At 40.3% G+C, this 26,411-nt stretch carries 34 protein-coding genes; 13 read left to right on the top strand and 21 right to left on the bottom strand.

Annotated elements, in window-relative coordinates; all coding sequences use genetic code 11:
* Positions 1-4 precede the first annotated feature (4 nt).
* On the bottom strand, positions 5-1,615 hold the full coding sequence (locus QQS40_RS03780; RefSeq protein WP_329506188.1) for a DNA recombination protein RmuC: 1,611 nt from the start codon (positions 1,613-1,615) through the stop codon (positions 5-7).
* A gap of 116 nt (positions 1,616-1,731) precedes the next feature.
* On the bottom strand, positions 1,732-2,127 hold the full coding sequence (gene hslR, locus QQS40_RS03775; RefSeq protein ID WP_128787968.1) for a ribosome-associated heat shock protein Hsp15: 396 nt from the start codon (positions 2,125-2,127) through the stop codon (positions 1,732-1,734).
* A 65-nt stretch (positions 2,128-2,192) separates the two neighbouring features.
* Here hslR and nudE point away from each other — a divergent pair, with 65 nt between their 5' ends.
* From nudE to QQS40_RS03725, 10 genes are all read left to right on the top strand, one after another.
* Positions 2,193-2,741, top strand: coding sequence for an ADP compounds hydrolase NudE (gene nudE, locus QQS40_RS03770; RefSeq protein WP_128787967.1), 549 nt, complete (start codon positions 2,193-2,195; stop codon positions 2,739-2,741).
* Positions 2,742-2,855: 114 nt separating this feature from the next.
* Complete coding sequence (locus QQS40_RS03765) at positions 2,856-4,856, top strand: OPT family oligopeptide transporter (RefSeq protein ID WP_289902149.1); 2,001 nt, start codon at positions 2,856-2,858, stop codon at positions 4,854-4,856.
* Between the two features lie 47 nt (positions 4,857-4,903).
* Positions 4,904-5,713, top strand: a complete 810-nt coding sequence (gene cysQ, locus QQS40_RS03760; RefSeq protein ID WP_289902169.1) for a 3'(2'),5'-bisphosphate nucleotidase CysQ — start codon at positions 4,904-4,906, stop codon at positions 5,711-5,713.
* A 73-nt stretch (positions 5,714-5,786) separates the two neighbouring features.
* On the top strand, positions 5,787-7,268 hold the full coding sequence (gene zwf, locus QQS40_RS03755; RefSeq protein ID WP_126470169.1) for a glucose-6-phosphate dehydrogenase: 1,482 nt from the start codon (positions 5,787-5,789) through the stop codon (positions 7,266-7,268).
* An 88-nt stretch (positions 7,269-7,356) separates the two neighbouring features.
* Positions 7,357-8,055: a 6-phosphogluconolactonase gene (gene pgl, locus QQS40_RS03750; RefSeq protein ID WP_329506184.1), complete on the top strand. Its 699-nt coding sequence runs from the start codon at positions 7,357-7,359 to the stop codon at positions 8,053-8,055.
* Between the two features lie 33 nt (positions 8,056-8,088).
* Positions 8,089-8,481 carry a GNAT family N-acetyltransferase gene (locus QQS40_RS03745; protein WP_126470165.1) on the top strand — a complete coding sequence of 131 codons (393 nt, stop codon included), beginning with the start codon at positions 8,089-8,091 and terminating at the stop codon, positions 8,479-8,481.
* 26 nt (positions 8,482-8,507) lie between these two features.
* Positions 8,508-8,924, top strand: coding sequence for a hypothetical protein (locus QQS40_RS03740; protein WP_289902151.1), 417 nt, complete (start codon positions 8,508-8,510; stop codon positions 8,922-8,924).
* Positions 8,925-9,011: 87 nt separating this feature from the next.
* A complete protein-coding gene (gene gnd / locus QQS40_RS03735) occupies positions 9,012-10,466 on the top strand; it encodes a decarboxylating NADP(+)-dependent phosphogluconate dehydrogenase (RefSeq protein ID WP_329506181.1) in 1,455 nt (484 codons plus the stop codon).
* A 79-nt stretch (positions 10,467-10,545) separates the two neighbouring features.
* Positions 10,546-10,866, top strand: a complete 321-nt coding sequence (locus QQS40_RS03730; protein WP_049357286.1) for a DUF4298 domain-containing protein — start codon at positions 10,546-10,548, stop codon at positions 10,864-10,866.
* 162 nt (positions 10,867-11,028) lie between these two features.
* Positions 11,029-11,199: a YMGG-like glycine zipper-containing protein gene (locus QQS40_RS03725; protein ID WP_521705705.1), complete on the top strand. Its 171-nt coding sequence runs from the start codon at positions 11,029-11,031 to the stop codon at positions 11,197-11,199.
* A gap of 41 nt (positions 11,200-11,240) precedes the next feature.
* On the opposite strand, the gene srmB is transcribed toward QQS40_RS03725, so the two are convergent.
* Entirely contained in the window at positions 11,241-12,569 is a 1,329-nt protein-coding gene (srmB, locus tag QQS40_RS03720) for an ATP-dependent RNA helicase SrmB (protein WP_329506177.1), read from the bottom strand.
* 70 nt (positions 12,570-12,639) lie between these two features.
* Between srmB and QQS40_RS03715 the strand changes: the two genes are divergently transcribed.
* Positions 12,640-13,338, top strand: a complete 699-nt coding sequence (locus QQS40_RS03715) for a tRNA1(Val) (adenine(37)-N6)-methyltransferase (protein ID WP_329506175.1) — start codon at positions 12,640-12,642, stop codon at positions 13,336-13,338.
* A 34-nt stretch (positions 13,339-13,372) separates the two neighbouring features.
* Here QQS40_RS03715 and pnuC read toward each other — a convergent pair whose 3' ends face one another.
* Positions 13,373-14,056 carry a nicotinamide riboside transporter PnuC gene (pnuC, locus tag QQS40_RS03710; RefSeq protein ID WP_329506173.1) on the bottom strand — a complete coding sequence of 228 codons (684 nt, stop codon included), beginning with the start codon at positions 14,054-14,056 and terminating at the stop codon, positions 13,373-13,375.
* A 199-nt stretch (positions 14,057-14,255) separates the two neighbouring features.
* On the opposite strand from pnuC, the gene rapA reads away from it, so the two are divergent.
* A complete protein-coding gene (gene rapA / locus QQS40_RS03705; RefSeq protein WP_329506714.1) occupies positions 14,256-17,018 on the top strand; it encodes an RNA polymerase-associated protein RapA in 2,763 nt (920 codons plus the stop codon).
* Between the two features lies 1 nt (position 17,019).
* Positions 17,020-17,679, top strand: coding sequence for a bifunctional tRNA pseudouridine(32) synthase/23S rRNA pseudouridine(746) synthase RluA (gene rluA / locus QQS40_RS03700; RefSeq protein WP_329506171.1), 660 nt, complete (start codon positions 17,020-17,022; stop codon positions 17,677-17,679).
* Between the two features lie 58 nt (positions 17,680-17,737).
* On the opposite strand, the gene rplQ is transcribed toward rluA, so the two are convergent.
* The 17 genes from rplQ to rplN form a co-directional block, all read right to left on the bottom strand.
* Positions 17,738-18,121: a 50S ribosomal protein L17 gene (gene rplQ, locus QQS40_RS03695; protein ID WP_005695104.1), complete on the bottom strand. Its 384-nt coding sequence runs from the start codon at positions 18,119-18,121 to the stop codon at positions 17,738-17,740.
* Positions 18,122-18,161: 40 nt separating this feature from the next.
* A complete protein-coding gene (locus QQS40_RS03690) occupies positions 18,162-19,151 on the bottom strand; it encodes a DNA-directed RNA polymerase subunit alpha (protein WP_005695102.1) in 990 nt (329 codons plus the stop codon).
* A 31-nt stretch (positions 19,152-19,182) separates the two neighbouring features.
* A complete protein-coding gene (rpsD, locus tag QQS40_RS03685; protein ID WP_005625866.1) occupies positions 19,183-19,803 on the bottom strand; it encodes a 30S ribosomal protein S4 in 621 nt (206 codons plus the stop codon).
* A gap of 29 nt (positions 19,804-19,832) precedes the next feature.
* Positions 19,833-20,222 (bottom strand): 30S ribosomal protein S11, encoded by a 390-nt coding sequence (gene rpsK, locus QQS40_RS03680; RefSeq protein WP_005543603.1) that lies wholly within the window; start codon positions 20,220-20,222, stop codon positions 19,833-19,835.
* A gap of 16 nt (positions 20,223-20,238) precedes the next feature.
* Positions 20,239-20,595: a 30S ribosomal protein S13 gene (gene rpsM, locus QQS40_RS03675; RefSeq protein ID WP_005548758.1), complete on the bottom strand. Its 357-nt coding sequence runs from the start codon at positions 20,593-20,595 to the stop codon at positions 20,239-20,241.
* Positions 20,596-20,736: 141 nt separating this feature from the next.
* The gene (gene rpmJ, locus QQS40_RS03670; RefSeq protein WP_005625868.1) at positions 20,737-20,850 is read right to left on the bottom strand and encodes a 50S ribosomal protein L36; all 114 of its coding nucleotides are present in this window, start codon (positions 20,848-20,850) and stop codon (positions 20,737-20,739) included.
* A gap of 28 nt (positions 20,851-20,878) precedes the next feature.
* Positions 20,879-22,204, bottom strand: coding sequence for a preprotein translocase subunit SecY (gene secY, locus QQS40_RS03665; protein ID WP_005695101.1), 1,326 nt, complete (start codon positions 22,202-22,204; stop codon positions 20,879-20,881).
* Positions 22,205-22,211: 7 nt separating this feature from the next.
* The gene (gene rplO, locus QQS40_RS03660; RefSeq protein ID WP_005695100.1) at positions 22,212-22,646 is read right to left on the bottom strand and encodes a 50S ribosomal protein L15; all 435 of its coding nucleotides are present in this window, start codon (positions 22,644-22,646) and stop codon (positions 22,212-22,214) included.
* A gap of 4 nt (positions 22,647-22,650) precedes the next feature.
* Positions 22,651-22,830 (bottom strand): 50S ribosomal protein L30, encoded by a 180-nt coding sequence (gene rpmD, locus QQS40_RS03655; protein WP_005543631.1) that lies wholly within the window; start codon positions 22,828-22,830, stop codon positions 22,651-22,653.
* Between the two features lie 6 nt (positions 22,831-22,836).
* Positions 22,837-23,337 carry a 30S ribosomal protein S5 gene (gene rpsE, locus QQS40_RS03650; RefSeq protein WP_005695098.1) on the bottom strand — a complete coding sequence of 167 codons (501 nt, stop codon included), beginning with the start codon at positions 23,335-23,337 and terminating at the stop codon, positions 22,837-22,839.
* A gap of 14 nt (positions 23,338-23,351) precedes the next feature.
* Positions 23,352-23,705, bottom strand: a complete 354-nt coding sequence (gene rplR / locus QQS40_RS03645; RefSeq protein ID WP_005695097.1) for a 50S ribosomal protein L18 — start codon at positions 23,703-23,705, stop codon at positions 23,352-23,354.
* 13 nt (positions 23,706-23,718) lie between these two features.
* Positions 23,719-24,252, bottom strand: coding sequence for a 50S ribosomal protein L6 (gene rplF, locus QQS40_RS03640; RefSeq protein ID WP_005698881.1), 534 nt, complete (start codon positions 24,250-24,252; stop codon positions 23,719-23,721).
* Positions 24,253-24,267: 15 nt separating this feature from the next.
* Positions 24,268-24,660, bottom strand: a complete 393-nt coding sequence (rpsH, locus tag QQS40_RS03635) for a 30S ribosomal protein S8 (protein ID WP_005625877.1) — start codon at positions 24,658-24,660, stop codon at positions 24,268-24,270.
* Between the two features lie 36 nt (positions 24,661-24,696).
* Positions 24,697-25,002, bottom strand: a complete 306-nt coding sequence (gene rpsN / locus QQS40_RS03630) for a 30S ribosomal protein S14 (RefSeq protein WP_005695094.1) — start codon at positions 25,000-25,002, stop codon at positions 24,697-24,699.
* Positions 25,003-25,013: 11 nt separating this feature from the next.
* Positions 25,014-25,553 (bottom strand): 50S ribosomal protein L5, encoded by a 540-nt coding sequence (gene rplE / locus QQS40_RS03625; RefSeq protein WP_005695093.1) that lies wholly within the window; start codon positions 25,551-25,553, stop codon positions 25,014-25,016.
* A 17-nt stretch (positions 25,554-25,570) separates the two neighbouring features.
* A complete protein-coding gene (gene rplX, locus QQS40_RS03620) occupies positions 25,571-25,882 on the bottom strand; it encodes a 50S ribosomal protein L24 (RefSeq protein WP_005695092.1) in 312 nt (103 codons plus the stop codon).
* 13 nt (positions 25,883-25,895) lie between these two features.
* Positions 25,896-26,267 carry a 50S ribosomal protein L14 gene (gene rplN, locus QQS40_RS03615; RefSeq protein ID WP_005619403.1) on the bottom strand — a complete coding sequence of 124 codons (372 nt, stop codon included), beginning with the start codon at positions 26,265-26,267 and terminating at the stop codon, positions 25,896-25,898.
* Positions 26,268-26,411: the final 144 nt, after the last annotated feature.

The raw sequence follows: 26,411 nt of genomic DNA, 5'->3' as shown, positions 1-26,411 counted from the left end.
TGCTTTATTTTACCCCGTTCTCGTTAGTGATAAGAGATAGACGTGTTAAATCTACGTCATTATTGAGTAATTCAACGTTTGGCATGCTCTTGTTAGCCTTCGCTGACAAATCTTTAAAGCGTTCCACTTTCCCCACTAAACCTTGTTGCCCCACAAGGGCGGTGACGGTGCTGTTGTATTGATTGCTCACGGTAGAAAGGGTGTTACCCAGTTTGTTTAAACGTTCTGCCACCAAGCAAATCTGGTTGTAAATTTCACCTGCTTTTTCTGCGATTTCTTTTGCTTCGGCGTTGCCGCGTTCGATACGCCATAAATTCGCCACTGTGCGTAAAATTGGCATGAGAGTCGTGTGTGAAACCATAATCACATTTTTCTCGTAGCCATAATTAAATAGATTTGGATCTAATTTTAAGGCTTCAATATAAGCGGGTTCCACTGCAATGAACATCAAGACAAAATTAGGACTGCGCATGCCAATCAAATTGCTGTAATCCTTGCGATGCAAGTCATCAATGTGATTTTTCAGGGCTTTAATATGCTCCCTTAGTAAACGCTCACGTTCAAATTCATCCTCAGAATTGACCGCACTTTCGTAAGCATTCAATGACATTTTGCTATCAATGATGATGTTTTTCTCATCGGGCAGATTAAGCACAAAATCAGGATAGTTTCGACCGCCTTGTTCATCTTTAAAATGGGCCTGCGCACTGTAATGCACGTTTTCAATGAGTCCCGCAAGTTGAAGTGCGCGTTCAAGTTGCACTTCTCCCCAGTTGCCTAAGGTTTTCTTTTCCCCTTTTAGCGCAGAAGTTAAATTATTGGCTTCTTGCGACATATTTAAGCCAATTTCCAACACCTTTTTGATTTCTGCTTCTAAGCCCGCATTACCTTTCACCGATTCCGAATGGATTTCATTGACCCGTTTTTGAAAGCCTTCGATTTGTTCTCGGAAAGGCTTCAACAAGGTTTCCAATGCCGTTTGATTGGTTTGATTAAAGGATTGGCTTTTTTCTTCCAAAATGCGGTTGGCCAGATTTTGGAATTCTACGCCTAGTTGTTGTTTGGATTGTTCAATATGCTGTTGCTGTTCGGCAAAATGCTTTTCTTTTTCGGAAAGGGTGGTTTTCAACTCCGTTAATTCTTGTGAAAGTGCGGTCAATTTTTCCTGCGTTTTTTGCTGCTCTTGTTCTTTTCTAAGTACATTTTCTTGCGCTTGTTGTAATTGACCTTGTAAGCTTTCGGCTTGTGCGGATGCGATCCCAAAGCGTTCTTTTAATGCGGTGATTTGCCCGCCAATTTGATCGTGTCGGCGCTGTTCTTCATCCAATTCTTTTTCTAAATATTGGATTTTTTCATCACGTTCATTAAGACGAGTTTGCAAGCCTTCCGCATGCGTTTGCGCTTTCACGGCTTGTTGTTCTAATTGATTTTTGATTCCGCTTAAGGAGTCAAAACGCTCAGCTAATTGATTGTAATCGCCGATGGTTTTATTGAGGTCTTGTTGTAATTCTTGCGTATCTCGTTTGCTGCGGCTTAATAGAAAAAGCATCACAATGCTGATAAACACCAGCACGGCAATGATGATTAAATATTGATTAGAGGTGAGTTCTGACATAAATAAGCTCCTGGAAACAGAAAAATTTTAGCATATTCCCAGGAGCTTTTTAAAAATTAAAATGGTTTCAGACAGATAAAAAAAGTGCAAATCACCTTGATCTGCATTTTTATTTTCTAGTATTCATCTTGGTGTTTAAATTTCAATAAATCTCGACGTTCTTTTTTGTTTGGACGACGATCAGGATGTGGCATCGAAAGTGCATTATTTTTTCTCGCCCATGCCATTTCTTCGCGTTTTTTCACACTCTGTGCCGTTTCTTGGTAAAGCAATTGAGCTTCAGGGGCGCCTCGGCGCTGGTCACTCAAGGCAATCACTTCAATTTCTTTTTCATCACTGCCTTGACGTAACTTAATCATGGCACCGATTTCTACATTTTTACTTACTTTGGCTCGTTGACCATTGTAATGGACTTTGCCCCCTTCAATCATCGCTTTCGCAATGCTACGAGTTTTGTAAAAACGTGCTGCCCAAAGCCATTTATCTAATCGTACTTCGTTATTTTCTGCCATAACTCTTCCTATTTCTCTCACTTTGCGTATGATGAGCCAATAATTAAGATAATAGGGCTAATATCATGAAAAAACAACTTCCATATATTCTTTCCATTTCCACCGTGGCAAAATCTCGCCTGTTTGAAATTCAAGCTGTTGATCTCAAATTCTCCAATGGAATTGACCGCACTTACGAACGTTTTCGCCCTTTCAATCGAGATTCCGTGATGGTGATTGCCATTGATGGAGAGGATCTTCTCCTGATTCGCGAATATGCTGTTGGAACGGAACAATATGAATTAGGTTTTGTAAAAGGTGGAATGGATACGGGAGAAACGCCCGAACAAAGTGCTAATCGCGAATTGCAGGAAGAAATTGGCTTTGGGGCAAAAACATGGACATTTTTACGCACGATGAAGATCAATCCACAAATCATGGGTCATAAAATGCACGTTTTATTGGGTGAAGATTTATATCCAAATCAACTAGAAGGAGATGAACCAGAGCCATTAGAAATCGTGCGTTACCCTTTATCTCAACTTGACACATTATTGGTGAGTGACGAATTTAATGAAGCAAGAAACTTAACCGCACTTTATACCTTGCTAGATTATTTAAAAAAACGTAAATAACTCGAAGAAATTTAGATAAATTCTAATCATAAGTAATTAACTTTAAATAAAACTTGAATAAATATTCTTTTTTTGAGAATGTATAGTCATTTTTCAAAATAAATAGGACAATCTATGTTGCATGATAATTTAAAAGAATTGACCTTTCGAGGAATATTCCTCGGTGCGTTAATCACAGTGATTTTCACTGCCTCTAACGTTTATTTAGGTCTTAAAGTAGGGATGACATTTGCCTCCTCCATCCCAGCTGCCGTAATCTCTATGGCAATTTTAAAATTCTTCAAGGATTCCAGTATCTTAGAAAATAACATGGTGCAAACCCAAGCTTCATCAGCGGGGACCTTGTCTTCTGTTATTTTCGTTCTTCCAGGCCTGTTAATGATGGGTTACTGGCAGGAATTCCCATTCTGGCAAACTGTGCTTATCTGCGCCTCTGGGGGCACCTTAGGCGTACTATTTACCATTCCATTACGTCGTGCAATGGTGGTGAACAGTGACCTGCCTTATCCTGAAGGTGTGGCAGCAGCTGAAATTTTAAAAGCAGGTAACAATAATGAAAACGATAGCGGTGTAAAAGATATCGCTTACGGCGGTATTTTTGCAAGTGTTGTTGCATTCTTAACAAACGCATTACGTGTCATGTCTGATAGCGCAAGTGCCTGGTTTTCCAATGGTAAGGCGGCTTTTCAACTACCGATGGGCTTCTCTCTCGCATTAGTTGGTGCCGGCTATTTAATTGGTATTGTAGGCGGTCTTGCAATGTTATTTGGAACATTTCTCGCTTGGGGTGTAGCTGTACCTTATTTCACGGCGACAGGTGATATGCCAACCGATGCTTCTATTGTAAGTTATGCGATGACGGAATGGAAAACCAAAGTTCGCTTTATTGGTGTAGGCACTATCGGTATTGCTGCAATCTGGACATTATTAATCCTTCTCAAACCAATGATTGAGGGAATGATTCATTCTTTCCGTATGTTAAAAGGCTCACAAGCACAATCCGAACATCGTATTGATATCGACTTATCACCAAAAACCATTATTTATATTTTGTTGGCGACTGTCGTATTAATCGTGATTTCCTTATATCACTTCGTTGCAGCCGCACCAATCTCTGCTGAACTTGCCGTGTTATTAGTGGTAGTTTGTACTGTACTTGCGGTGCTAATTGGCTTCTTCGTCGCAGCGGCATCGGGTTATATGGCGGGATTAGTTGGTTCATCTTCTAGCCCAATTTCAGGTATCGGAATTATTTCCGTTATCGTGATTTCACTTGTTTTAGTGACAATTGGTAAAAGCAGTGGTTTATTTGAAACGGCAGACGGTCAAAAATTCTTAACCGCATTGACCTTATTCACCGCATCTATCGTATTAACCACAGCAACCATTTCAAACGATAACTTACAAGACTTAAAAACCGGTCTTTTAGTTGAAGCCACCCCTTGGAGACAACAGGTTGCATTGATTATTGGTTGTTTTGTTGGTGCATTAGTGATTGCGCCGGTATTAGAGATTTTATACCACGCTTATGGTTTCACGGGTGCATTACCTCGTCCAGATATGGATCCAACACAAGCACTTTCTGCACCACAAGCAACCATTATGACCACTATTTCAAAAGGTATTTTCACCAACCAATTAGAGTGGACTTACATTTTAAGTGGTGTAGGTTTGGGTGTGGTGTTAATCATTGTTGATGCATTTATGCGTAAAACCAGCAACGGTCGCTTTGCCTTACCTGTTTTAGCAGTAGGTATTGGTATTTATCTTCCACCATCAATTAATATGCCAGTTGTAGTTGGTGCCGTGATGGCATGGCTTATTTCTCGTCATATTAAGAACTATGCAAAACGAACTCACAATACTGAAGTGGAGAAAAAAGCTGAACGTTTTGGTACACTTTTCGCTGCCGGTTTAATCGTGGGCGAAAGCTTAATGGGTGTTATCTTAGCCTTCATTATCGCGGCTTCTGTGACATCTGGCGGTTCTGAAGCGCCATTAGCCTTAGCGTTAGAAAACTGGGATAATATGGGTGAATTACTCGGTCTTGCCGTATTTATCTTTGGTATCGTCATTTTCGCTTCTCGTGTGCTACGAGCGAAAAAAGCCCAATAATCAATCACCATAGGCTATCTTCCGATAGCCTATTTTTATAAGAGAAAATTATGCAATTATCTCAATCTCTTCTCGATCAAGTTCGCTCGCTCGCCAATGAAGCGGGAAAACATTTGGCTCGTTTTTATCAACAGAATGTGGCAATACAAACTAAATCGGATAACACACCTGTGACAGAAGCAGATTTATTTGTCAGCCAGTTTTTAATCGAAAAACTAACCGCTCTTTTCCCTGATATTCCTGTTCTCTCAGAAGAAAATTGCAATATTCCGTTTGAACAACGTCAAACTTGGCAAACCTATTGGTTGATCGATCCCCTTGATGGCACTCAGCAATTTATTAATCGCACGGATCAATTTTCGGTCTTAATTACACTCGTGCAAAACCACCAACCTATACTTGGCGTCATTCACTTTCCTATTCTAAATATCACTTATTACGCCATGAAAAGTTTCGGGGCTTTTAAACAAACCGACAAAGAGATAAAAGCCTTACAACCACGAAAAATTGATCTCACAAAACCTTTAAAAATCGCCGTAGGCGCAACTACTTCGCAAGAAAAAGTGCGGTCAATTTTAGCGAAGAATTTGTCATGCGAATTTACGGTGGTCGGTTCAAGTAGTTTAAAAAGTGGCTTAGTCGCAGAAGGAGCGGTTGATTGCTATATTCGCCTCGGCAAAACCGGCGAATGGGACACTGCAGGCGCTGAAATTTTATTAGCTGAAATCAATGGTAGAATTTTCGATCCACAATTTCAGCCACTTACCTATAACCAGCGTGAAAGTTTAATTAATCCAAACTTTGTGATGGTGTCAGATAATACACAAAATTGGGCATCTGTCTTTCAATTTAATTGATTGGTTCGATTGGTAAAGTGCAGTAATATATTACATTATTTAAAATAACCGACTCGGAACAATAAGGAATAATATGCAAACGAATAATAACTGTATCGTGATTTTTGGTGCTTCTGGTGATTTAACCCACCGTAAACTCATTCCAGCACTTTACAATCTTTTCAAATTTGGTCGCCTGAACCAATTTTCTGTATTGGGTGTCGCGCGCTCAGAATTAAACAATGACACTTTCCGTGAAAAAATGCGTGAAGCGCTACTTAAAACAGAAGAAACTACGCCAGAAACGCTAGACGCTTTTTGTAGCCATCTCTATTATCAAGCCATAAATACATCTGATGCGGCTGATTACGGTAAATTAGTACCTCGTTTAGAAGAATTACATACTAAATATCAAACGAATGGCAATACCCTTTACTATATGTCAACGCCACCAAGCTTATATGGTGTGATTCCAGAATGCCTTGCAGCTCACGGTTTAAATACAGAAAAAGAGGGTTGGAAGCGCATTATTGTCGAAAAACCTTTTGGTTACGATGAAAAAACAGCGCAAGAACTCGACGTTCAAATTCATCGTTTCTTTGAAGAGCATCAAATCTATCGTATTGATCATTATCTTGGTAAAGAAACTGTACAAAACTTACTTGTTTTACGTTTCTCAAATGGGTGGTTTGAGCCTCTTTGGAACCGTAATTTCATTGATTATGTGGAAATTACCGGTGCTGAATCAATGGGTGTAGAAGAGCGTGGTGGTTATTATGATGGATCCGGTGCAATGCGTGATATGTTCCAAAACCACTTATTACAAGTTTTAGCCATGGTTGCCATGGAACCTCCTGCAATCATCAATGCGAACTCAATGCGTGATGAAGTAGCCAAAGTCATGCATTCTTTACGCCCATTAACGCAAGATGATGTTGAACACAACTTAGTGCTTGGTCAATACACCGCAGCCGAAATTGATGGCAAAGAAGTCAAAGGCTATTTACAAGAAAAAGGCGTACCAGCTAACTCTCGCACTGAAACCTTTATGGCCTTACGTTGTGAAATCGAAAACTGGCGTTGGGCAGGTGTACCTTTCTATGTACGTACAGGTAAGCGCTTGCCGGCACGTGTGACAGAGATTGTGATTCATTTTAAAACTACACCACATCCTGTATTCAGCCAAAATGCACCAGAGAATAAATTGATTATTCGTATTCAACCTGATGAAGCGATTTCAATGCGTTTTGGTTTGAAAAAACCAGGCGCAGGTTTTGAAGCGAAAGAAGTATCAATGGATTTCCGTTATGCAGATTTAGCAGGCGCGCAAGTATTAACCGCTTATGAACGCTTATTGTTAGATGCGATGAAAGGCGATGCAACCTTGTTTGCTCGTACTGATGCTGTGCATGCCGCATGGAAATTTGTGCAACCGATTTTAGATTACAAAGCGAATGGTGGGCGTATTCACGAATATGAAGCGGGTACTTGGGGCCCTGTGGCAGCCGATAAATTAATTGCAAAACAAGGCAAAGTGTGGCGTAAACCGACAGGTTTAATGAAGAAAAAAGTTTAATTAATCTAATGTAGGGTGGGTTAAAGCCCACCTCTGTTAATATAGAATATAATAAATTGTGGGCTAAAGCCCATCTTACGGAAAATCAATGAACTCTATCAGCTTCCCAACAGCTCAACACGCAGTCGATAAAATTGCACAAGAATTTGTGATTTATAGCCAATTAACTCACCCTGTGCATATTTCCCTTTCTGGTGGTTCAACGCCTAAGTTGTTATTCAAAACCTTAGCCAAAGCGCCTTATGTAGAACAAATTAACTGGAAAAATCTGCATTTTTGGTGGGGAGATGATCGTATGGTTCCGCCATCTGATCCTGAAAGTAACTATGGTGAAGTGCAAAAACTTTTATTTGATCACATTCAAATTCCAGCAGAAAATATTCATCGAATTCGTGGTGAAAATGAACCGCACTTTGAGCTAAAACGTTTCGAAGAAGAATTAAGTGCGGTCATTCCAAACGGTGTTTTTGATTGGATTATTTTAGGTATGGGAACAGACGGTCATACCGCGTCTCTCTTCCCACATCAAACCAATTTTGATGATGAAAATCTAGCTGTCATTGCAAAACACCCTGAAAGTGGTCAAATTCGCATTTCTAAAACAGCCAAACTCATTGAACAAGCCAAACGCATTACCTATTTGGTTACCGGCGAAAGCAAAGCGGATATTTTAAAAGAAATCCAAACGACTCCTGCAGAAAATCTGCCTTACCCTGCTGCCAAAATTAAATCAAAAAATGGGGTGACGGAATGGTATTTGGATAAAGTAGCAGCTAAATTGCTATAACAAGTTGAGTATCAAATATTACAGGCTTGCAAAATGATAGACTACAAAGTGAATGAACCGATTTCAGTTAAACAATTTATTGCACTGCTAAATAAAACAACGCTAGGGGCACGCCGTCCGTTAGAGGATGAAAAACGCATCGCAGCGATGTTGCATCATGCGGATTTATTAGTCACCGCTTGGGATGGTGAACGATTAGTGGGTGTGGCGCGTTCGGTGACGGATTTTGCCTATTGCTGTTATTTATCTGATTTAGCAGTTGATGAACAATATCAAAAACAAGGTATCGGTTTACAGTTAATTGAACATACTAAACAAGCCTTACATCCTCAAGCAAAAATTGTGCTTTTATCTGCTCCGCAAGCGGTGGATTACTATCCGCATATTGGGTTTACGCAACACATGAGTGCGTGGATGAAGAGTTAATTTATTAGAATGATATGGAGACAAAAATGAAAAAATTGTTTGTACTACTTACTTCAACTTTGTTATTTGCTTGTTCATCTGGGCCATCTTTAAATCAGTTAGCGGCACAAATGCCAAAAGATAATCGCTCAGTAATGCTTCAAGTTCCAGAAGCAGGAAACCCAGTTTCAAATGGAATGCTTGTAGCAACGATTAGAACCGCAGGTGGTACTTCAGGAAAACGACTCGTATCTCTTTTAGCTACAGATAATTTACATATCGGAATTGCAGGGAACAGTCAATCTGTGAATAAAGCAGTTGCTATGTATGGACTAAATAATGCAGAAAAGGTCGGCAAAGATGTATCTTTATACCTTGTTGGAGATAGTGAAAGCGATAAAGCAGATCTAGGAAAAGCAGCAAAAGCGAAAAATGTAGAAATGCATTACATTATGCAAAAATAATCAAATTAAACACAATATAGGATTAGCCTACCAGTAACATCATAACAAATTACAGTAGGCGATTCCTCTTATCAACAGGAGAAAACAATGTCAGTAAAAGGCGACATCGGTGTTATCGGCTTAGCCGTAATGGGGCAAAACCTCATTTTAAATATGAACGATCATGGCTTTAAAGTTGTGGCATATAACCGTACCACGTCAAAAGTGGATGAATTTTTGCAAGGTGCGGCAAAAGGCACCAACATTATCGGCGCATACTCATTAGAAGATTTAGCTTCTAAATTAGAAAAACCACGTAAAGTGATGTTAATGGTGCGCGCGGGTGATGTGGTGGATCAATTCATTGAGGCATTATTACCGCACTTAGAAGAAGGCGACATCATTATTGATGGCGGTAACTCAAACTACCCAGATACCAACCGTCGTGTAAAAGCATTGGCTAAAAAAGGCATCCGCTTTATCGGTTCGGGTGTTTCTGGCGGTGAAGAAGGTGCGCGTCATGGACCATCCATCATGCCAGGCGGTAATCAAGAAGCATGGCAATATGTTAAACCTATCTTCCAAGCAATCTCTGCTAAAACCGAACAAGGTGAGCCTTGCTGTGACTGGGTTGGCGGTGAAGGCTCTGGCCACTTTGTGAAAATGGTTCACAACGGTATCGAATATGGCGATATGCAATTAATCTGTGAAGCTTACCAATTCTTAAAAGAAGGTTTAGGCTTAAGTTATGACGAAATGCAAGCCATCTTCTCAGAATGGAAAAAAACTGAACTTGATAGTTATCTAATCGATATCACCACTGACATTCTTGGGTATAAAGATGCCGACGGTGAGCCGTTAGTAGAAAAAATCTTAGATACAGCTGGCCAAAAAGGGACAGGTAAATGGACGGGTATCAACGCCTTAGATTTCGGTATTCCATTAACCTTAATCACTGAATCCGTCTTTGCACGCTGTGTTTCTTCATTTAAAGATCAACGTGTTGCAGCAAATCAATTATTCAATAAAACTATTACTCCAGTTGAAGGTGACAAAAAAGTTTGGATTGAAGCGGTGCGTAAAGCATTATTGGCTTCAAAAATCATTTCTTACGCACAAGGTTTTATGCTTATTCGTGAAGCCTCTGAACAATTTGGTTGGGATATTAACTACGGTGCAACGGCGTTATTATGGCGTGAAGGTTGTATCATTCGTAGCCGTTTCTTAGGTAACATTCGTGATGCATATGAAGCAAATCCAGATTTAATCTTCTTAGGTTCAGATAGTTACTTCAAAGGCATTTTAGAAAACGCATTAAGTGACTGGCGTAAAGTGGTGGCAAAATCTATCGAAGTGGGTATTCCAATGCCATGTATGGCGTCTGCGATTACCTTCTTAGACGGCTACACGTCAGCTCGCTTACCAGCAAATCTTCTGCAAGCTCAGCGTGACTACTTTGGAGCGCACACTTACGAGCGTACTGACAAACCACGTGGCGAATTCTTCCACACCAACTGGACCGGTCGTGGCGGTAATACCGCATCAACGACTTATGATGTGTAAGTCTAAAAACGTATGATAAACTTACCGCACTTTGTTCGCATAAAGTGCGGTTTATTTTTACCTTATTTTGGAGAAAGCTATGTTACCTCAATCACGCTTAGATAAAATTTCAGAAATGGAAAACCTTCTCAATGAAGCGGAGAGTTTCTTAGCTGACGCGGAACAATTTCTTGAAAAATGGCAAGCCTTCTTACCCAAAATGAAAACCTTAGAACACTATTATTTTGATGGTGACTGGCGAGAAGATTATCAAGCTTATGAGGACGGTAAAATCCCAGAGGATATGCCTTGTGGCGTATTAAGTGAAGATTTAGTGTTTAATGCGAGTACAGGGCATCATAGTTTGGCGATTGAATATTTGAAAGTGGTTGCGAAAGTATTAGATCAAGCTAAAGATTAATATTCAAGATATTTAATTGTTCAGAAAAACATCGAAAAACGCATATTTCTGAACTTTCACTCATCTCTATTTGTCTTATGGATTACTATCACAATGGATAGTTTTATATGTTAAACACGGAGAGATCCTATGAAATTAATTGGAAAATCATTTGTTATCGCGATGACTGTTATTTCCCTTGCAGCATGTGGAAATATGAGTCGTACTCAAAAAAATACAACAACTGGCGCAGCTATCGGTGGCGCAGCAGGCTATATGCTTGGTGGTAATACCGCAACCACATTAGGCGGTGCCGCATTAGGTGGCGTAATCGGTAGTCAAGTCAATAAATAGTCAAAAAAATAACCGCACTTAATGAGTGCGGTTGTTTTTTATTATTCCTCGGCTGTTTTTTCTGCGCTTGGTTTACGACGTTTACCAATGTTTTTCGTATCTTTATGACGAAGTTTGGCTTTCTTCTTCACCTCTGATTTTTTCTTTTCTTCACGCTTTTCTTTAATACGCGCTTTTTGCTTTTTAGACATGGATTTTACTTCCCCATCTTTCGGTGGTTTAGTGCGAGGCTCTAATCCTTCTAAAATACGTGCTTTCAACAGTTCTTCCGTGTAGCGCTTAATTTTACCGAGCAATTTATAATCATGAGCCTCCACAAAAGAAACAGCAGTACCCTTTTTCCCTGCACGAGCCGTACGACCAATACGATGTAAATACGTATCTGCGCTGTAAGGCAAATCGAAGTTCATGACATGTGTCACATCATCGATATCAATCCCGCGAGCAGCCACATCAGTGGCCACTAACACAGTAACCACTCCCGATTTCAGTTTATCAATAGCATTATTACGTTGAGTTTGTGCCATATCGCCTTCTAAATAAGTAGAACGAATGCCACGTTTACGCAAAGTTTCAGAAAGCTCACGCACATCTTCGCGACGACGGACAAACACAATGCCGCGACTCACGTTCTCGGTTTCGATAAAACGCGAAAGCAACTTAATTTTATGTTCATTGCTATCGGCGTGATAATACCACTGGTTGATTTTCTTGCGTTCACGACGACTTGGCTCAGCATCAATTTTGACTGGGTCATTTAATAAACGATCGGCAAAATCAACTAATAGCTCCCCTTCTAATGTGGCAGAGAAAAGGAGCGTTTGTTTACGCCAACGCGTTTCAGCGGCAATTTTCTCCGCATCTTGGCCAAAGCCCATTTGCAACATGCGATCTGCTTCATCAAAAATCAGCATTTCTACCGCACGACAATCAAAGTTTTCTTCTTTGATGTATTGCAATAAACGCCCCGGTGTTGCCACCACAATATCCTGATTTGAATTAAATACTTCCCCATGATTTTGATACGCCACACCGCCGGTAATGGTTGCAATCTTCAAATGCGTGAACTGCGCTAACTCTCCCGCTTGCTCTGCAACCTGCATCGCTAATTCACGAGTTGGCGTTAAAATTAAAATGCGAGGTGCGCCTGGTTTACGACGAGGATAATCCAATAAATGCTGAATAGCCGGCAATAAAAATGCAGCTGTTTTGCCTGTACCTGTTGGTGCAGAACCGAGCACATCACGTTCTTCCATGGCTGCCGGAATCGCTTCTAATTGGATTGCGGTTGGACGGGTGTAGCCTTTCTTTTCTAAGGCTTTTAATAATTCGGGAGAAAGATCGAATGCTTCAAATGGGGATAAATTCATTATTTTGCGTTAATTTGTTAAAATTGGGGCTGATTATACCTGAAAGTGCGGTCATTTTCCGCAAGATTTTATGAGCAGCTTTACCTTCAAACAATTCCATATTAATCAACAACATTGTGCAATGAAAGTCGGCACTGACGGCATTTTACTGGGTGCTTGGGCGGATGTGTCTGATTGTCAGCGTATTCTTGATATGGGGACTGGCACAGGCTTGGTTGCATTAATGCTTGCCCAACGAAGTCATGAGCATTGCCAAATTGAAGCCGTTGAACTTGATCCCCTTGCAGCACAACAAGCACAAGAAAACTTCAAGGCTTCGCCATGGCACAATCGTCTTCATTTAACACGCCAAGATGTGCAAGCTTATTGCCAACAAACAGCGCATCAATTTGATTTAATTGTGGCGAACCCACCTTATTTTGCACAAGGTGTAGAGTGTAAAAATGACGAACGAGCCCTTGCCCGTTATGTTCAACAAAGCCATTTAGATTGGTTAAATTGGGCGGCGAGTTGTTTATCCGAAAAAGGAAATATCAGTTTTATCTTGCCTCATGAGGCGGGAAAAATATTGATAAATTCAACCACACTTTATTGCATCAAGCAGACTGATGTCATTACAAAGACAGGGAAAGATCCACAACGGATGTTACTCACATTTAGCCGAGAGCATTTACCACAGGTAAAAGATAGCTTGGTAATTTATGATGAAAACAATCAGTACACAGAGGAATTTATTGCGTTGACGAAGGCATTTTATTTGAAAATGTAAGGGCATATTGCTATGCCCTTTTTTATTGATGTGATTAGTGGTTTTCCGTCTTGACGAGTTTCGTCCAGTTGTAATAACCATATAATGAGTTGAGTAAGTAAGCACTATACATTAAGTACATTGCTGGCTGTTCTGCCCAAAGCAAAATGGAAAGCACGTTTAAGACAATCCACAATAACCATTGCTCACGATAACGCAAAATCATCAATAATTGTGCTGCTACGGTAATAATCGTGGTTAAACCATCTAATCCTGTAGAACTCCCGCCTGCCGCTTTTAAGGCTTGAACAAAGCAAAAAGTACCAATCCCAACACTCACGAGTAAAATTGCCCAACCTTTTGGCGTTAAGGCTTTTGCAATTACACTTTCACCACCATTATCGTTTTGCATGTGTTGTTTCCACATAAAATAACCGATAAATTGTGATGGGATATACACATAGAGCACCGTATTCATTTCACCAAGGAAATTGTTTCCCCAGGCGACATAAAAATAGGTGTAAGCAAAAATAAGCCCAAAGAAATAGTTGCTAATTTTCCCTTTACTCACCAATACCACACAGAGAATACCAGCAATCCCCGAAATCATGCCTAATGGGCTATCCGGCGCAAGAACATAAGCAATAATTTGTGCAGCAAGAAAAATAACTATCCACGCCACTTCAAAAGGCTTCCAACCGGATAAAAATTCTTCTTTAAGTCGTTCTGTCCAATTCATGGAACACTCCTGTTTTATGAAAAAGTACGTCATTTTTACACCGCACTTTTTTAAAGTAAAGCTTAGGTGACATTTAATTTAATTATTGTGAGAAAAATCACACTTTATTTTTCATGCTTTTACTCGTGTGCGCCTTGCATTCCCTTATAATCAGACTACAATATCGCCCCATTTTAAGAGATTCATTAAGAGAAACATGATGTTATTTGCAATCGGTCAACGTTGGATTAGCGAAACAGAAAATAGCCTTGGATTAGGAATGATTACTGCCTTAGATTTTCGCACTGTTACCCTTCACTTTCCTGCCGCAGATGAAACCCGAATTTATGCGGTAGCGCAAGCACCCTTAACCCGAATTGCATTGAATAAAGGGAAACAACTTCATCACCAAGCAGGTTGGCAGGGTGAAGTCCTTGATATTCAAGAAATGAATGGTCTCTTATTTTATTTAGTCAAAAATGCACAAGGCGAAGATGTTATCGTCAATGAAAAAGAACTTTCTCCGATAATATCTTTTAGCCAAGCGAAAGATCGCCTCTTTTCATCACAAATTGATCGCAGTGAACATTTTGCGTTGCGCTATCAAACCCTTCTGCATCAACAAGCTCAATTTCAATCGCCTTTACGAGGCTTACGAGGCAATCGTGCGGGTTTAATTCCTCATCAGCTTCATATTGCGCAAGAGGTAGGAAATCGTATCAATCCTCGCGTACTCTTAGCGGATGAAGTGGGGTTAGGCAAAACCATTGAAGCGGGGATGATTTTGCAAAACCAGCTTTTTGCTGAAAAAGTACAACGTGTGTTAATTATTGTACCGGAAACCTTACAACATCAATGGCTTGTAGAAATGCTTCGTCGTTTTAATCTACATTTTTCATTATTTGATGAAGAACGTTGTGAAGATTTTGCCGAACAAGCCATCAATCCATTTAGCACGGAAAGCTTAATTATCTGCGCATTAGATTGGTTAAAAGCACATCCTCATCGCGTACAACAAGCCATTGAAGCTGAATTTGACTGTTTAATTGTCGATGAAGCGCATCATTTGGCTTGGTCTGAAAATGCACCAAGTACCGCTTATTTATTGGTGGAACAATTAGCGAAGGGTATTCCGTCTGTTTTATTACTCACTGCCACGCCTGAACAACTAGGTTTAGAAAGCCATTTCGCACGCTTGCGCTTGCTTGATCCTGAGCGTTTTTATGATTACCAAGCTTTCCTAAAAGAACAGGAAAATTACCAACCTGTTGCGGATGCGGTGCAATCTTTACTCTCAGAGAAGCCGCTAAGTGCGGTCGAAAAAAATCATATTTCTGATTTACTCAATGAGCAGGATGTCGAACCATTATTCAAAGCCTTAGACTGTCATAATGACGACGAAAAGCAAGCGGCACGCCAAGAACTCATTCAAAACCTCATCGACAGACATGGCACAAGCCGTATTTTATTTCGCAATACACGCCAAGGGGTGAAAGGTTTCCCACATCGGGTTTACCATCAAGTAACGATTGATGCAACTGAAGCAGATGAAAAAATTCATTGGTTAATTGATTTTCTAAAATCACACCGAAATGAAAAAATCTTAGTCATTTGTAAAACAGCACAAACAGCAATTCAACTTGAGCAAATTTTACGAGAAAAAGAAGCCATTCGCAGTGCCGTTTTCCATGAAAAAATGTCGATTATTGAACGAGATCGCGCGGCCGCCTATTTTGCCGATACCGAAAATGGTGCACAGGTTTTACTGAGTTCTAGCATTGGTTCTGAAGGACGAAACTTCCAATTTGCTTGTCATCTCGTACTCTTCGATTTACCAGAGAATCCTGACTTACTTGAGCAATGTATTGGCCGTTTAGATCGTATTGGACAAATGCGAGACGTACAAATTTATGTACTCTGCCTCGTAAACTCTGCGCAGCAAGATTTAGCACGTTGGTATCATGAGGGCTTAAATGCTTTTGAACAAACTTGCCCTATTGGCATGACATTGTTTGAACAATATGAATCGTTACTAAAAGTGCGGTCAGAAAATAACCCAGATTTTGAGCAACTCATTCTCCAAACGCAAAAACAAGCAAAAGCATTGCGTTTAGCCTTAGAGAAAGGCCGTGATCGTTTGTTAGAATTAAATTCTAATGGTGGAGAAAAGACACAACGACTTGCGTCAGAAATTGCTCAAACCGATAATTCGCCACAATTAGTCGATTTTGCACTGAATTTATTTGATATTATTGGCGTAGAGCAAGATGATTTAGGTGAAAGCAGCATTGTTATCACGCCAACGGGCACCATGCTTGTTCCTGATTTTCCAGGACTAAAAGAAGAAGGTGTCACAGTAACGTTTGACCGACAACTTGCTCTTGCGCGTGAGGAATTAGAATTTCTTACTTGGGATCATCCAATGATACGCCAAGGCATTGATTTAATTGCTTCTGGTGACATTGGCAAAGCAGCAATGGCATTATTAGTTAATAAACAGCTGCCTGCTGGCACGCTGCTGGTTGAATTGATTTATATGATTGAAAGCCAATCACCAAAAGGTTTGCAACTGAATCGTTTTCTTCCGCCTACACCTGTTCGCTTATTACTGGATAGCAAAGGAAACGATCTCGCCGGACAAGTTAATTTTGATACATTGCAAAATAAACTTAAGCCGCTAGGCAAAGACATTGCGAATAAAATGGTCAAAATGGCTCGTCCAAATATTGAGCAATTAATTAAACTAGGCGATCACAAAATGACCGAAATCGCACAAGCTCAAATTCAAGAAGCCAGTAGATTAGCCGATCAAACATTGAGCAATGAACTCAATCGACTTATCGCCTTGAAAGCAGTAAATAAAAATATTCGCCAGGCGGAAATTGATGTATTAGAAAAACAACGCGCGCTTTCGCTGGAAGAGTTAAGTAAAGCAAGCTGGCGATTAGATAGCCTTCGGGTAATAGTGACAAACAAGGAATAATATGGCACTTATTGAATACCATCCCCCTTTAGAACCGTATTTAGATATTATCTATCAAGATAATCATATCTGCGTGTTAAATAAACCAAGCGGTTTACTTTCAGTTCCTGGCAATCAACCTGAATACTACGATAGTGCAATGAGCCGAGTAAAAGAGAAATTTGGATTTTGTGAACCTGCACACCGTTTAGATATGGCCACAAGTGGGATTATTCTATTTGCATTAAGTAAAGTGGCAGATAAAGAATTGAAACGTCAATTCCGTGAACGTGAGCCAAAGAAATATTATCAAGCTTTAGTATGGGGACACTTAGAACAAGATAATGGGGAAATTAATCTTCCTATGATTTGTGATTGGGAAAATCGCCCGCGTCAACGCATTGATTTTGTATTTGGCAAAAGAGCGGTCACTTTTTATGAAGTTTTAGAACGGTTACCAACTAACTGTACTCGAGTGAAACTGACACCAATCACAGGACGTTCGCATCAACTTCGTTTACATACGCTCGCACTTGGACATCCCATTTTAGGTGACAAGTTTTATTCTCACCCACAAGCTAAATCGATGTCACCTCGCTTATGCTTACATGCAGAAGAACTTACGATTACGCACCCTATCACTGGTGAAAAAATGACATTCAGAGCTGAAGCTGAATTTTAGGAAAACAAGACATAAAAAAGGCTCACATCAGTGAGCCTTTTTATTTTATAACAAATTATTATTCCGCTGCTGCTTCTGCAACTTCTGGACGATCAACTAACTCAATGTATGCCATTGGAGCGTTGTCACCTGCACGGAAACCACATTTTAAGATACGGGTGTAACCACCTGCACGTTGAGCAAAACGTGGACCTAATTCATTGAATAATTTCGCAACAGTTTCGATGTTACGAGTACGAGCGAATGCTAAACGACGGTTTGCAACGCTATCTTCTTTTGCTAATGTAATTAACGGTTCAACTACACGACGTAATTCTTTAGCTTTTGGTAAAGTTGTCTTGATGATTTCATGACTAACTAAAGCACTTGCTAAGTTACGGAACATCGCTTGGCGATGGCTGCTATTACGGTTTAGTTGACGACCACTCTTACGATGGCGCATGATCTTATCCTTCTCAGAAAAATCTTAACCTATGACCAAACTAGTCTTCAGCAATACTTGCTGGTGGCCAATTCTCAAGGCGCATACCAAGTGACAAGCCACGTGAAGCGAGAACGTCTTTAATTTCAGTAAGAGATTTCTTACCAAGATTAGGCGTTTTTAATAACTCAACTTCTGTACGTTGTACTAAGTCACCGATATAGTGAATTGTTTCTGCTTTCAAACAGTTAGCAGAACGAACTGTCAACTCTAAGTCATCAACAGGACGTAATAAAATCGGATCAAATTCCGGTTTTTCTTCCTTGACTTCAGGTTGACGAACATCACGCAAATCAACGAATGCATCGAGTTGCTCTGCTAAAATTGTTGCTGCACGACGAATTGCTTCTTCCGGATCAATAGTCCCGTTAGTTTCTAACTCAATAACTAGTTTATCTAAGTCAGTACGTTGTTCAACACGTGCTGCTTCAACATTGTAAGCAATACGGTCAACCGGGCTATAACAAGCATCTACTAATAAACGACCAATCGGACGATCTTCATTTTGTGAATGAGTACGAGCAGATGCAGGTACATAACCTCTACCACGTTGAACACGAATACGCATATTAATAGATGCGTTTTCGTCTGTTAAGTGACAGATTACATGTGATGGATTAACAATCTCAACATCACCGTCATGGGTGATATCAGCTGCAACAACAGGGCCAATTCCAGATTTATTTAATGTCAGAATAACATCATCTTTATTCTGTACTTTAACCGCTAGACCTTTAAGGTTTAAAAGAACTTCAAGAATATCTTCCTGAACACCTTCTTTACTACTATATTCGTGCAGTACGCCATCAATTTCCACTTCAGTTACAGCACAACCTGGCATTGAAGACAGAAGGATACGACGTAATGCATTCCCTAGAGTATGACCAAAGCCACGCTCTAACGGTTCTAAGATCACCTTAGCATGAGTAGAGCTAATTTGCTCGATATCTACTAAGCGTGGTTTTAAAAATTCTGTAACAGAACCCTGCATTTTATCCTCTCTTTGCTTTTAAGCTTAACTATTATTTAGAGTAAAGCTCAACGATCAGATGTTCGTTAATGTCTGCTGATAAATCAGAACGTTCAGGAACACGTTTGAACACACCTTCCATTTTCGCAGAATCAACTTCTAACCAAGTTGGTTTTTCTCTTTGTTCTGCTAATTCTAATGATGCTTTAATACGTGCTTGTTTTTTAGATTTCTCACGAACAGCAACGACATCATTTACAGAAACTTGGAAAGATGGGATATTTACAACACGACCATTTACGACAATCGCTTTGTGGCTCACTAATTGACGAGCTTCTGCGCGAGTTGCAGCAAATCCCATGCGATAAACAACGTTATCCAATCTACCTTCTAATAATACTAGTAAGTTTTCACCAGTATTACCTTTTAAACGGTTTGCTTCTTTATAGTAGTTACGGAATTGACGTTCTAAAATACCATAGATACGACGAACTTTTTGTTTTTCACGTAATTGACTACCATAGTCAGACAAACGCGGTTTACGAGCACCGTGTTGACCTGGTGCTGTATCAATTTTACATTTTGAATCAATCGCACGCACACCTGATTTAAGGAATAAATCAGTGCCTTCACGACGGCTGAGCTTGAGTTTAGGGCCCAAATATCTTGCCATTTTCTTTCTCCAACTATCCTATTACGCCATTAAACACGACGTTTTTTCGGTGGACGACAACCGTTATGAGGGATCGGAGTCACATCTGTGATGTTCGTGATACGGAAACCCGCTGCATTTAATGCACGGATTGTTGATTCACGACCCGGACCCGGACCTTTAACCATAACTTCCAAGTTCTTTAAGCCGAATTCTTTAACGATTTCAGCACAACGTTCTGCAGCAACTTGTGCAGCGAACGGGGTAGATTTACGAGAACCACGGAAACCTGAACCACCTGCTGTAGCCCAAGCTAAAGCATTACCTTGACGGTCAGTAATGGTAACGATTGTGTTATTGAAAGATGCGTGAATGTGTGCTACGCCATCTACAACTTGTTTTTTTACACGTTTACGTGCACGAACTGGTGTTTTAGCCATTCTTTATTTACCCCGACTATTTTTTGATCGGCTTACGTGGACCCTTACGGGTACGCGCATTAGTTTTAGTACGTTGACCACGTACCGGTAAACTACGACGATGACGTAAACCACGGTAACAACCTAAGTCTAAAAGACGTTTGATGTTTAGTGTTACTTCACGACGTAAGTCACCTTCAACGGTAAATTTACCAACTTCGTCACGCAGTTTGTCAATCTGCTCTTCAGACAATTCGCTGATCTTAACATCTTCAGCAATACCCGCTGCAGCACAAATGCTTTTAGAACGAGTTTTACCGATACCGTAAATTGCAGTTAAAGCGATTACAGCGTGTTTGTGATCAGGAATGTTAATGCCTGCAATACGGGCCACTATGCACTCCTATTATTTTAACTAATTTGGCATTCTGATCTTGAAAAGCCCGTTTTCAGGATACTCAAACAGAATACCAAGGACATAAATGAGTTGAGTAGTATAACTACTCAACCGGTTCTTTGCAAGAAGAAATGTTAATTAACCTTGACGTTGTTTATGTTTAGGGTCGCTGCATAATACGCGAACAACACCTTCACGTTTAACAATTTTACAGTTACGACACATCTTCTTAACGGAAGCACGAACTTTCATTGCTTATCCTTTTTACTTAAATGAACAATTACTGTCCAAAACCTTTAAGGTTTGCTTTTTTTAACGCAGATTCATATTGAGACGACATTAAGTGACTCTGAACTTGCACGATAAAATCCATAATTACAACAACAACGATTAATAAGGAAGTACCACCGAAGTAGAATTTAACATCCCATGCTGATGTCATAATATAAGGGACTAAACATACGAACGTTACATAAAGACCGCCAATTAATGTTAAGCGAGTCATCACTTTATCAATGTAACGTGATGTTTGTTCACCTGGTCTAATTCCTGGGATAAATGCACCAGATTTTTTTAGATTATCTGCTGTATCACGTGGATTATATTGCATTGCAGTATAGAAGAAACTGAAGAAAATAATCGCTACCGCATAAACAAGAAGATATAAAGGTTGTCCAGGATTCAACAACATTGATAAGTCATTTAACCACTCAAACTTATCATTCTGACCAAACCATTGTGTCAATGTAGCTGGGAATAAAATAATGCTTGAAGCAAAAATTGCTGGCATTACGTTTGCCATATTAACTTTTAATGGTAAGTGAGTTGAATGACCACCTAAAATTTGACGTCCTTGTTGACGCTTAGCATATTCAACACGAATTCTACGTTGTCCACGTTCTACGAAGACAACAAAATAAGTTACTGCAAAAACAATAGCAGCGATTAGTAGAAGAACTAAAGGATGCATTTGTCCTTGACGAGCTTGCTCAACTGTTTCGATGATTGCATGCGGCAATCCTGCAACAATACCACCAAAAACAAGAATTGAGATACCGTTACCAATACCTCTTTCAGTAATTTGCTCACCTAACCACATTAAGAACATGGTTCCGGTTACAAGACTCACTACTGCAGTGAAGTAAAAAGTAAAACCGATATTTGGCACTAACTGTGGCAACATATTCGGTAAACCGGTAGAAATTGCGATAGCTTGGATAGTAGCAAAAACCACCGTTGCATAACGAGTATACTTGGTGATTTTTCTTTGTCCTGCTGCGCCTTCTTTTTTCAATTCTGCTAAGGCAGGGGAAACCGTCGCAAGCAATTGCATCACGATAGATGCCGAGATATACGGCATAATACCTAATGCTAAAATTGATGCTCGGCTCAATGCACCACCAGAGAACATGTTTAACATATCAATGATGGTGCCTTTTTGTTGTTCAACTAATTGAGCTAGCACGGCGGCATCAATACCAGGAAGCGGAATAAAAGAACCAATACGATAAACGATAAGTGCACCTAATACAAAAAGCAATCTGCTTTTTAGTTCACCAGTACCACTATTAGTACTTCTGCTTTGATAACCTGGTTGTTTAGCCATTTGCTAATTATTCCTCAACTGAACCGCCAGCAGCTTCGATTGCTGCTTTTGCACCTTTAGTTACACGTAAACCACGTACAGTAACTGCAGATTTCACTTCACCAGCTAAGATAACTTTAGCGAATTGAATATCTTTAGTTAAAATGTTTGCAGCTTTTAATGCTTCTAAAGTGACAACATTTCCTTCAACTTTTGTTAATTCGTTTAAACGAACTTCAGCAGTTACAGCTGATTTCATTGAAGTGAAACCAAATTTTGGTAAACGACGGTATAATGGCATTTGACCACCCTCGAAACCACGACGAACACCGCCGCCAGTACGAGATTTTTGACCTTTATGACCACGACCACCAGTTTTTCCTAAACCTGAACCAATACCACGACCAAGGCGTTTTGCGCTGTGCTTAGCACCTTCAGCCGGAGATAGAGTATTTAAACGCATTCTCTTACTCCTCCACTTTAACCATGTATGAAACTTGGTTAATCATACCACGTACTGCCGGAGTATCGATTAACTCAACAGTATGGTGCATATGGCGAAGACCAAGACCACGCAAGGTAGCTTTGTGCTTCGGTAAACGAGCAATTGAGCTACGAACTTGAGTTACTTTAATAGTTTTAGCCATTATCAATTACCCCAAAATTTCATCAACGGTTTTGCCACGTTTAGCAGCAACCATTTCTGGTGATTTCATATTTGCTAATGCATCAATAGTTGCACGAACAACGTTGATTGGGTTGGTTGAACCATACGCTTTAGAAAGAACGTTACGTACACCAGCAACTTCTAACACTGAACGCATTGCACCACCAGCGATGATACCTGTACCTTCGCTAGCTGGTTGCATAAATACGCGAGAACCAGTGTGAACACCTTTAACTGGGTGTTGTAATGTACCTTCGTTTAAAGCGACATTAATCATATTGCGACGTGCTTTTTCCATCGCTTTTTGGATCGCTGCCGGAACTTCGCGAGCTTTACCATAACCAAAACCTACGCGACCGTTACCATCGCCTACTACTGTTAAAGCAGTAAAGCTCATAATACGACCACCTTTTACAGTTTTTGATACACGGTTTACTGCGATTAGCTTCTCTTGCAGTTCACCAGCTTGTTTTTCGATGTTTGACATCTCAATTTACCTCATTAGAACTGTAGACCAGCTTCACGTGCAGCGTCCGCTAAAGTTTGGACACGACCATGATATTTAAAACCGGAACGGTCAAAAGCAACGTCTTTAACGCCTTTTGCTAATGCGCGCTCAGCAACAAGTTTACCTACTACTGCTGCGGCATCTTTATTACCGGTATATTTAACTTGCTCACGAATTGCTTTTTCAACAGTTGAAGCAGCGGCAAGCACTTCTGAACCGTTTGGTGCAATAACTTGTGCATAGATATGACGCGGAGTACGGTGAATAACTAGACGAGTTACACCTTGCTCTCTCATCATATGACGTGCACGAGCTGCACGACGGATACGAGCTGATTTCTTATCCATAGTGTTACCTTAATTATTTCTTCTTAGCCTCTTTCATACGTACTACTTCATCAGAGTAACGTACACCTTTACCTTTATAAGGTTCAGGACGGCGATAAGCGCGAATATCTGCTGCAACTTGACCAATTAACTGCTTGTCAGCACCTTTTAAAACGATTTCCGTTTGTGAAGGGCATTCAGCAGTAATACCTGCTGGTAAAGTGTGCTCCACAGGGTGAGAGAAACCTAAGCTTAATGCAACTACGTTGCCTTTAACTTGAGCTCTGTAACCAACACCCACTAATTGTAATTTCTTAGTGAAGCCTTCAGTAACACCGATAACCATTGCATTAACTAATGCTCGAGCTGTACCCGATTGAGCATTCGCTTCAACAAAACCTTCACGTGGAGTGAAAGTAAATTGACCATTATCTTGTTTAACTTCAACTGAGTGATGAATTGTGCGAGATAACTCGCCATTTTTTCCTTTTACTGTTAATAGCTGACCGTCGAGTTTAACTTCAACGCCGGCAGGAATATTAACAGGTGCCTTTGCAACACGAGACATTTTCCTACCCCTCTATTAAGCTACGTAACAGATGATCTCACCGCCTAAGCCCGCTTGACGAGCTGCACGGTCAGTCATAACACCTTTAGATGTAGAAATTACAGCAACACCTAAACCACCCATAACTTTTGGTAATTCGTCTTTACGTTTGTAAATACGAAGGCCTGGACGGCTTACACGTTGGATGCTTTCTACAACCGGTTTGCCTTGGAAATATTTTAAAGTAATTTCCAATTCAGGTTTTGCACCTTCTAAAACTTTAACGCTTTCGATATAACCTTCAGCAGCTAATACGTTGGCAATTGCCACTTTTAGCTTGGAAGAAGGCATATTGATTGCAACTTTGTTCGCAGCTTGACCGTTACGAATACGGGTCAGCATATCTGCGATTGGATCTTGCATACTCATTGTACTTTTTCTCCGATTCCAAAATAAAGTGGTATATTACCAGCTCGCTTTTCTAAGGCCAGGGATCTCGCCGCGCATAGCAGCTTCACGAACCTTAATACGGCTTAAACCAAACTTACGTAAAACGCCGTGAGGACGTCCAGTTTGGCGGCAACGGTTACGTTGACGACTAGGGCTAGAATCACGTGGTAAAGTTTGTAATTTTAACACTGCATTCCAACGATCTTCGTCAGAGGCATTGACATCAGAAATGATTTTCTTTAATTCTGCACGTTTAGCGAAGAATTTTTCAGCCAATTTAACGCGTTTTACATCGCGTGCTTTCATTGATTGTTTTGCCATTATAACCTGCCTTATTTACGGAATGGGAAATTAAAGGCAGCAAGTAGTGCTTGACCTTCTTCATCATTCTTAGCAGTAGTTGTGATAGTGATATCTAAACCACGTACACGATCTACTTTATCGTAATCGATTTCAGGGAAGATGATTTGTTCACGCACACCCATGCTGTAGTTACCACGACCATCAAATGATTTCGCGCTTAAACCGCGGAAGTCGCGAATACGTGGAACAGCAATTGTAATTAAACGTTCAAAGAACTCCCACATACGCTCACCGCGTAGTGTTACTTTACAACCGATTGGATATCCCTGACGGATTTTAAAGCCAGCAACAGATTTACGAGCTTTAGTTACTAAAGGTTTTTGACCGCTAATTGCTGCTAAGTCCGCTACTGCGTTGTCTAGCAATTTCTTATCGGTCAATGCTTCACCCACACCCATATTCAGGGTAATCTTTTCGATTCGTGGGACTTGCATGACAGATTTGTAGCCGAATTTATTTTTTAACTCGTTTACTACTTGATCTCTGTAGTAATCATGCAGTTTCGCCATCGCATTACTCCAGTTTGTTAGATAATTTCATTGTTAGATTTGAAGAAACGTACTTTTTTGCCGTCTTCGAATCTAAAACCTACACGGTCAGCTTTGTTTGTTTTTGGATTGAAAATCGCAACGTTAGAAGCATCGATAGCCGCTTCTTTTTTCACTAAACCACCAGCTTGTCCTAAAGCAGGAACTGGTTTTTCATGTTTAGTGATGATGTTGATACCTTCAACAAACACTTTACCGTTTGGTAACACTTTAGTTACCTTGCCACGCTTGCCTTTATCTTTACCAGCAAGTACGATTACTTCATCGTTTTGACGAATTTTTGCAGCCATTTCTCACTTCTCCTTACAGTACTTCTGGTGCCAAAGAAATGATCTTCATGAATTTCTCAGAACGAAGTTCACGAGTCACCGGTCCAAAAATACGAGTACCGATTGGTTGCTCTGTGTTATTGTTTAAAATTACACAAGCGTTACCATCGAAGCGAATGACTGATCCGTCTGGGCGACGAACACCCTTCTTGGTGCGCACAACAACTGCTTTTAATACATCACCTTTTTTAACTTTACCGCGTGGAATTGCTTCTTTCACAGTAACTTTGATGATGTCACCAATAGCAGCATAACGACGGTGCGATCCACCTAGAACCTTGATACACATTACGCTGCGAGCACCAGAGTTATCGGCAACATCCAGCATAGTCTGTTCTTGGATCATATTTTATGCTCCGTTAAGTTAATAATACACCCTTGCGGGACGAACCTATCCACACTATTCAGATAGAATGGCGGATAGGTGGCGGATTTTATCAAAAGAAAAAGAGAAAGGCAATGATAATTTACCTTCCTCTGATTGATCTAT

This window comes from Haemophilus parainfluenzae, assembly GCF_036288925.1.
Taxonomy (GTDB): Bacteria; Pseudomonadota; Gammaproteobacteria; order Enterobacterales; family Pasteurellaceae; genus Haemophilus_D.
Note: the sequence above shows the minus strand (reverse complement) of the source record. Positions and strands in the feature narration are given on the sequence as shown.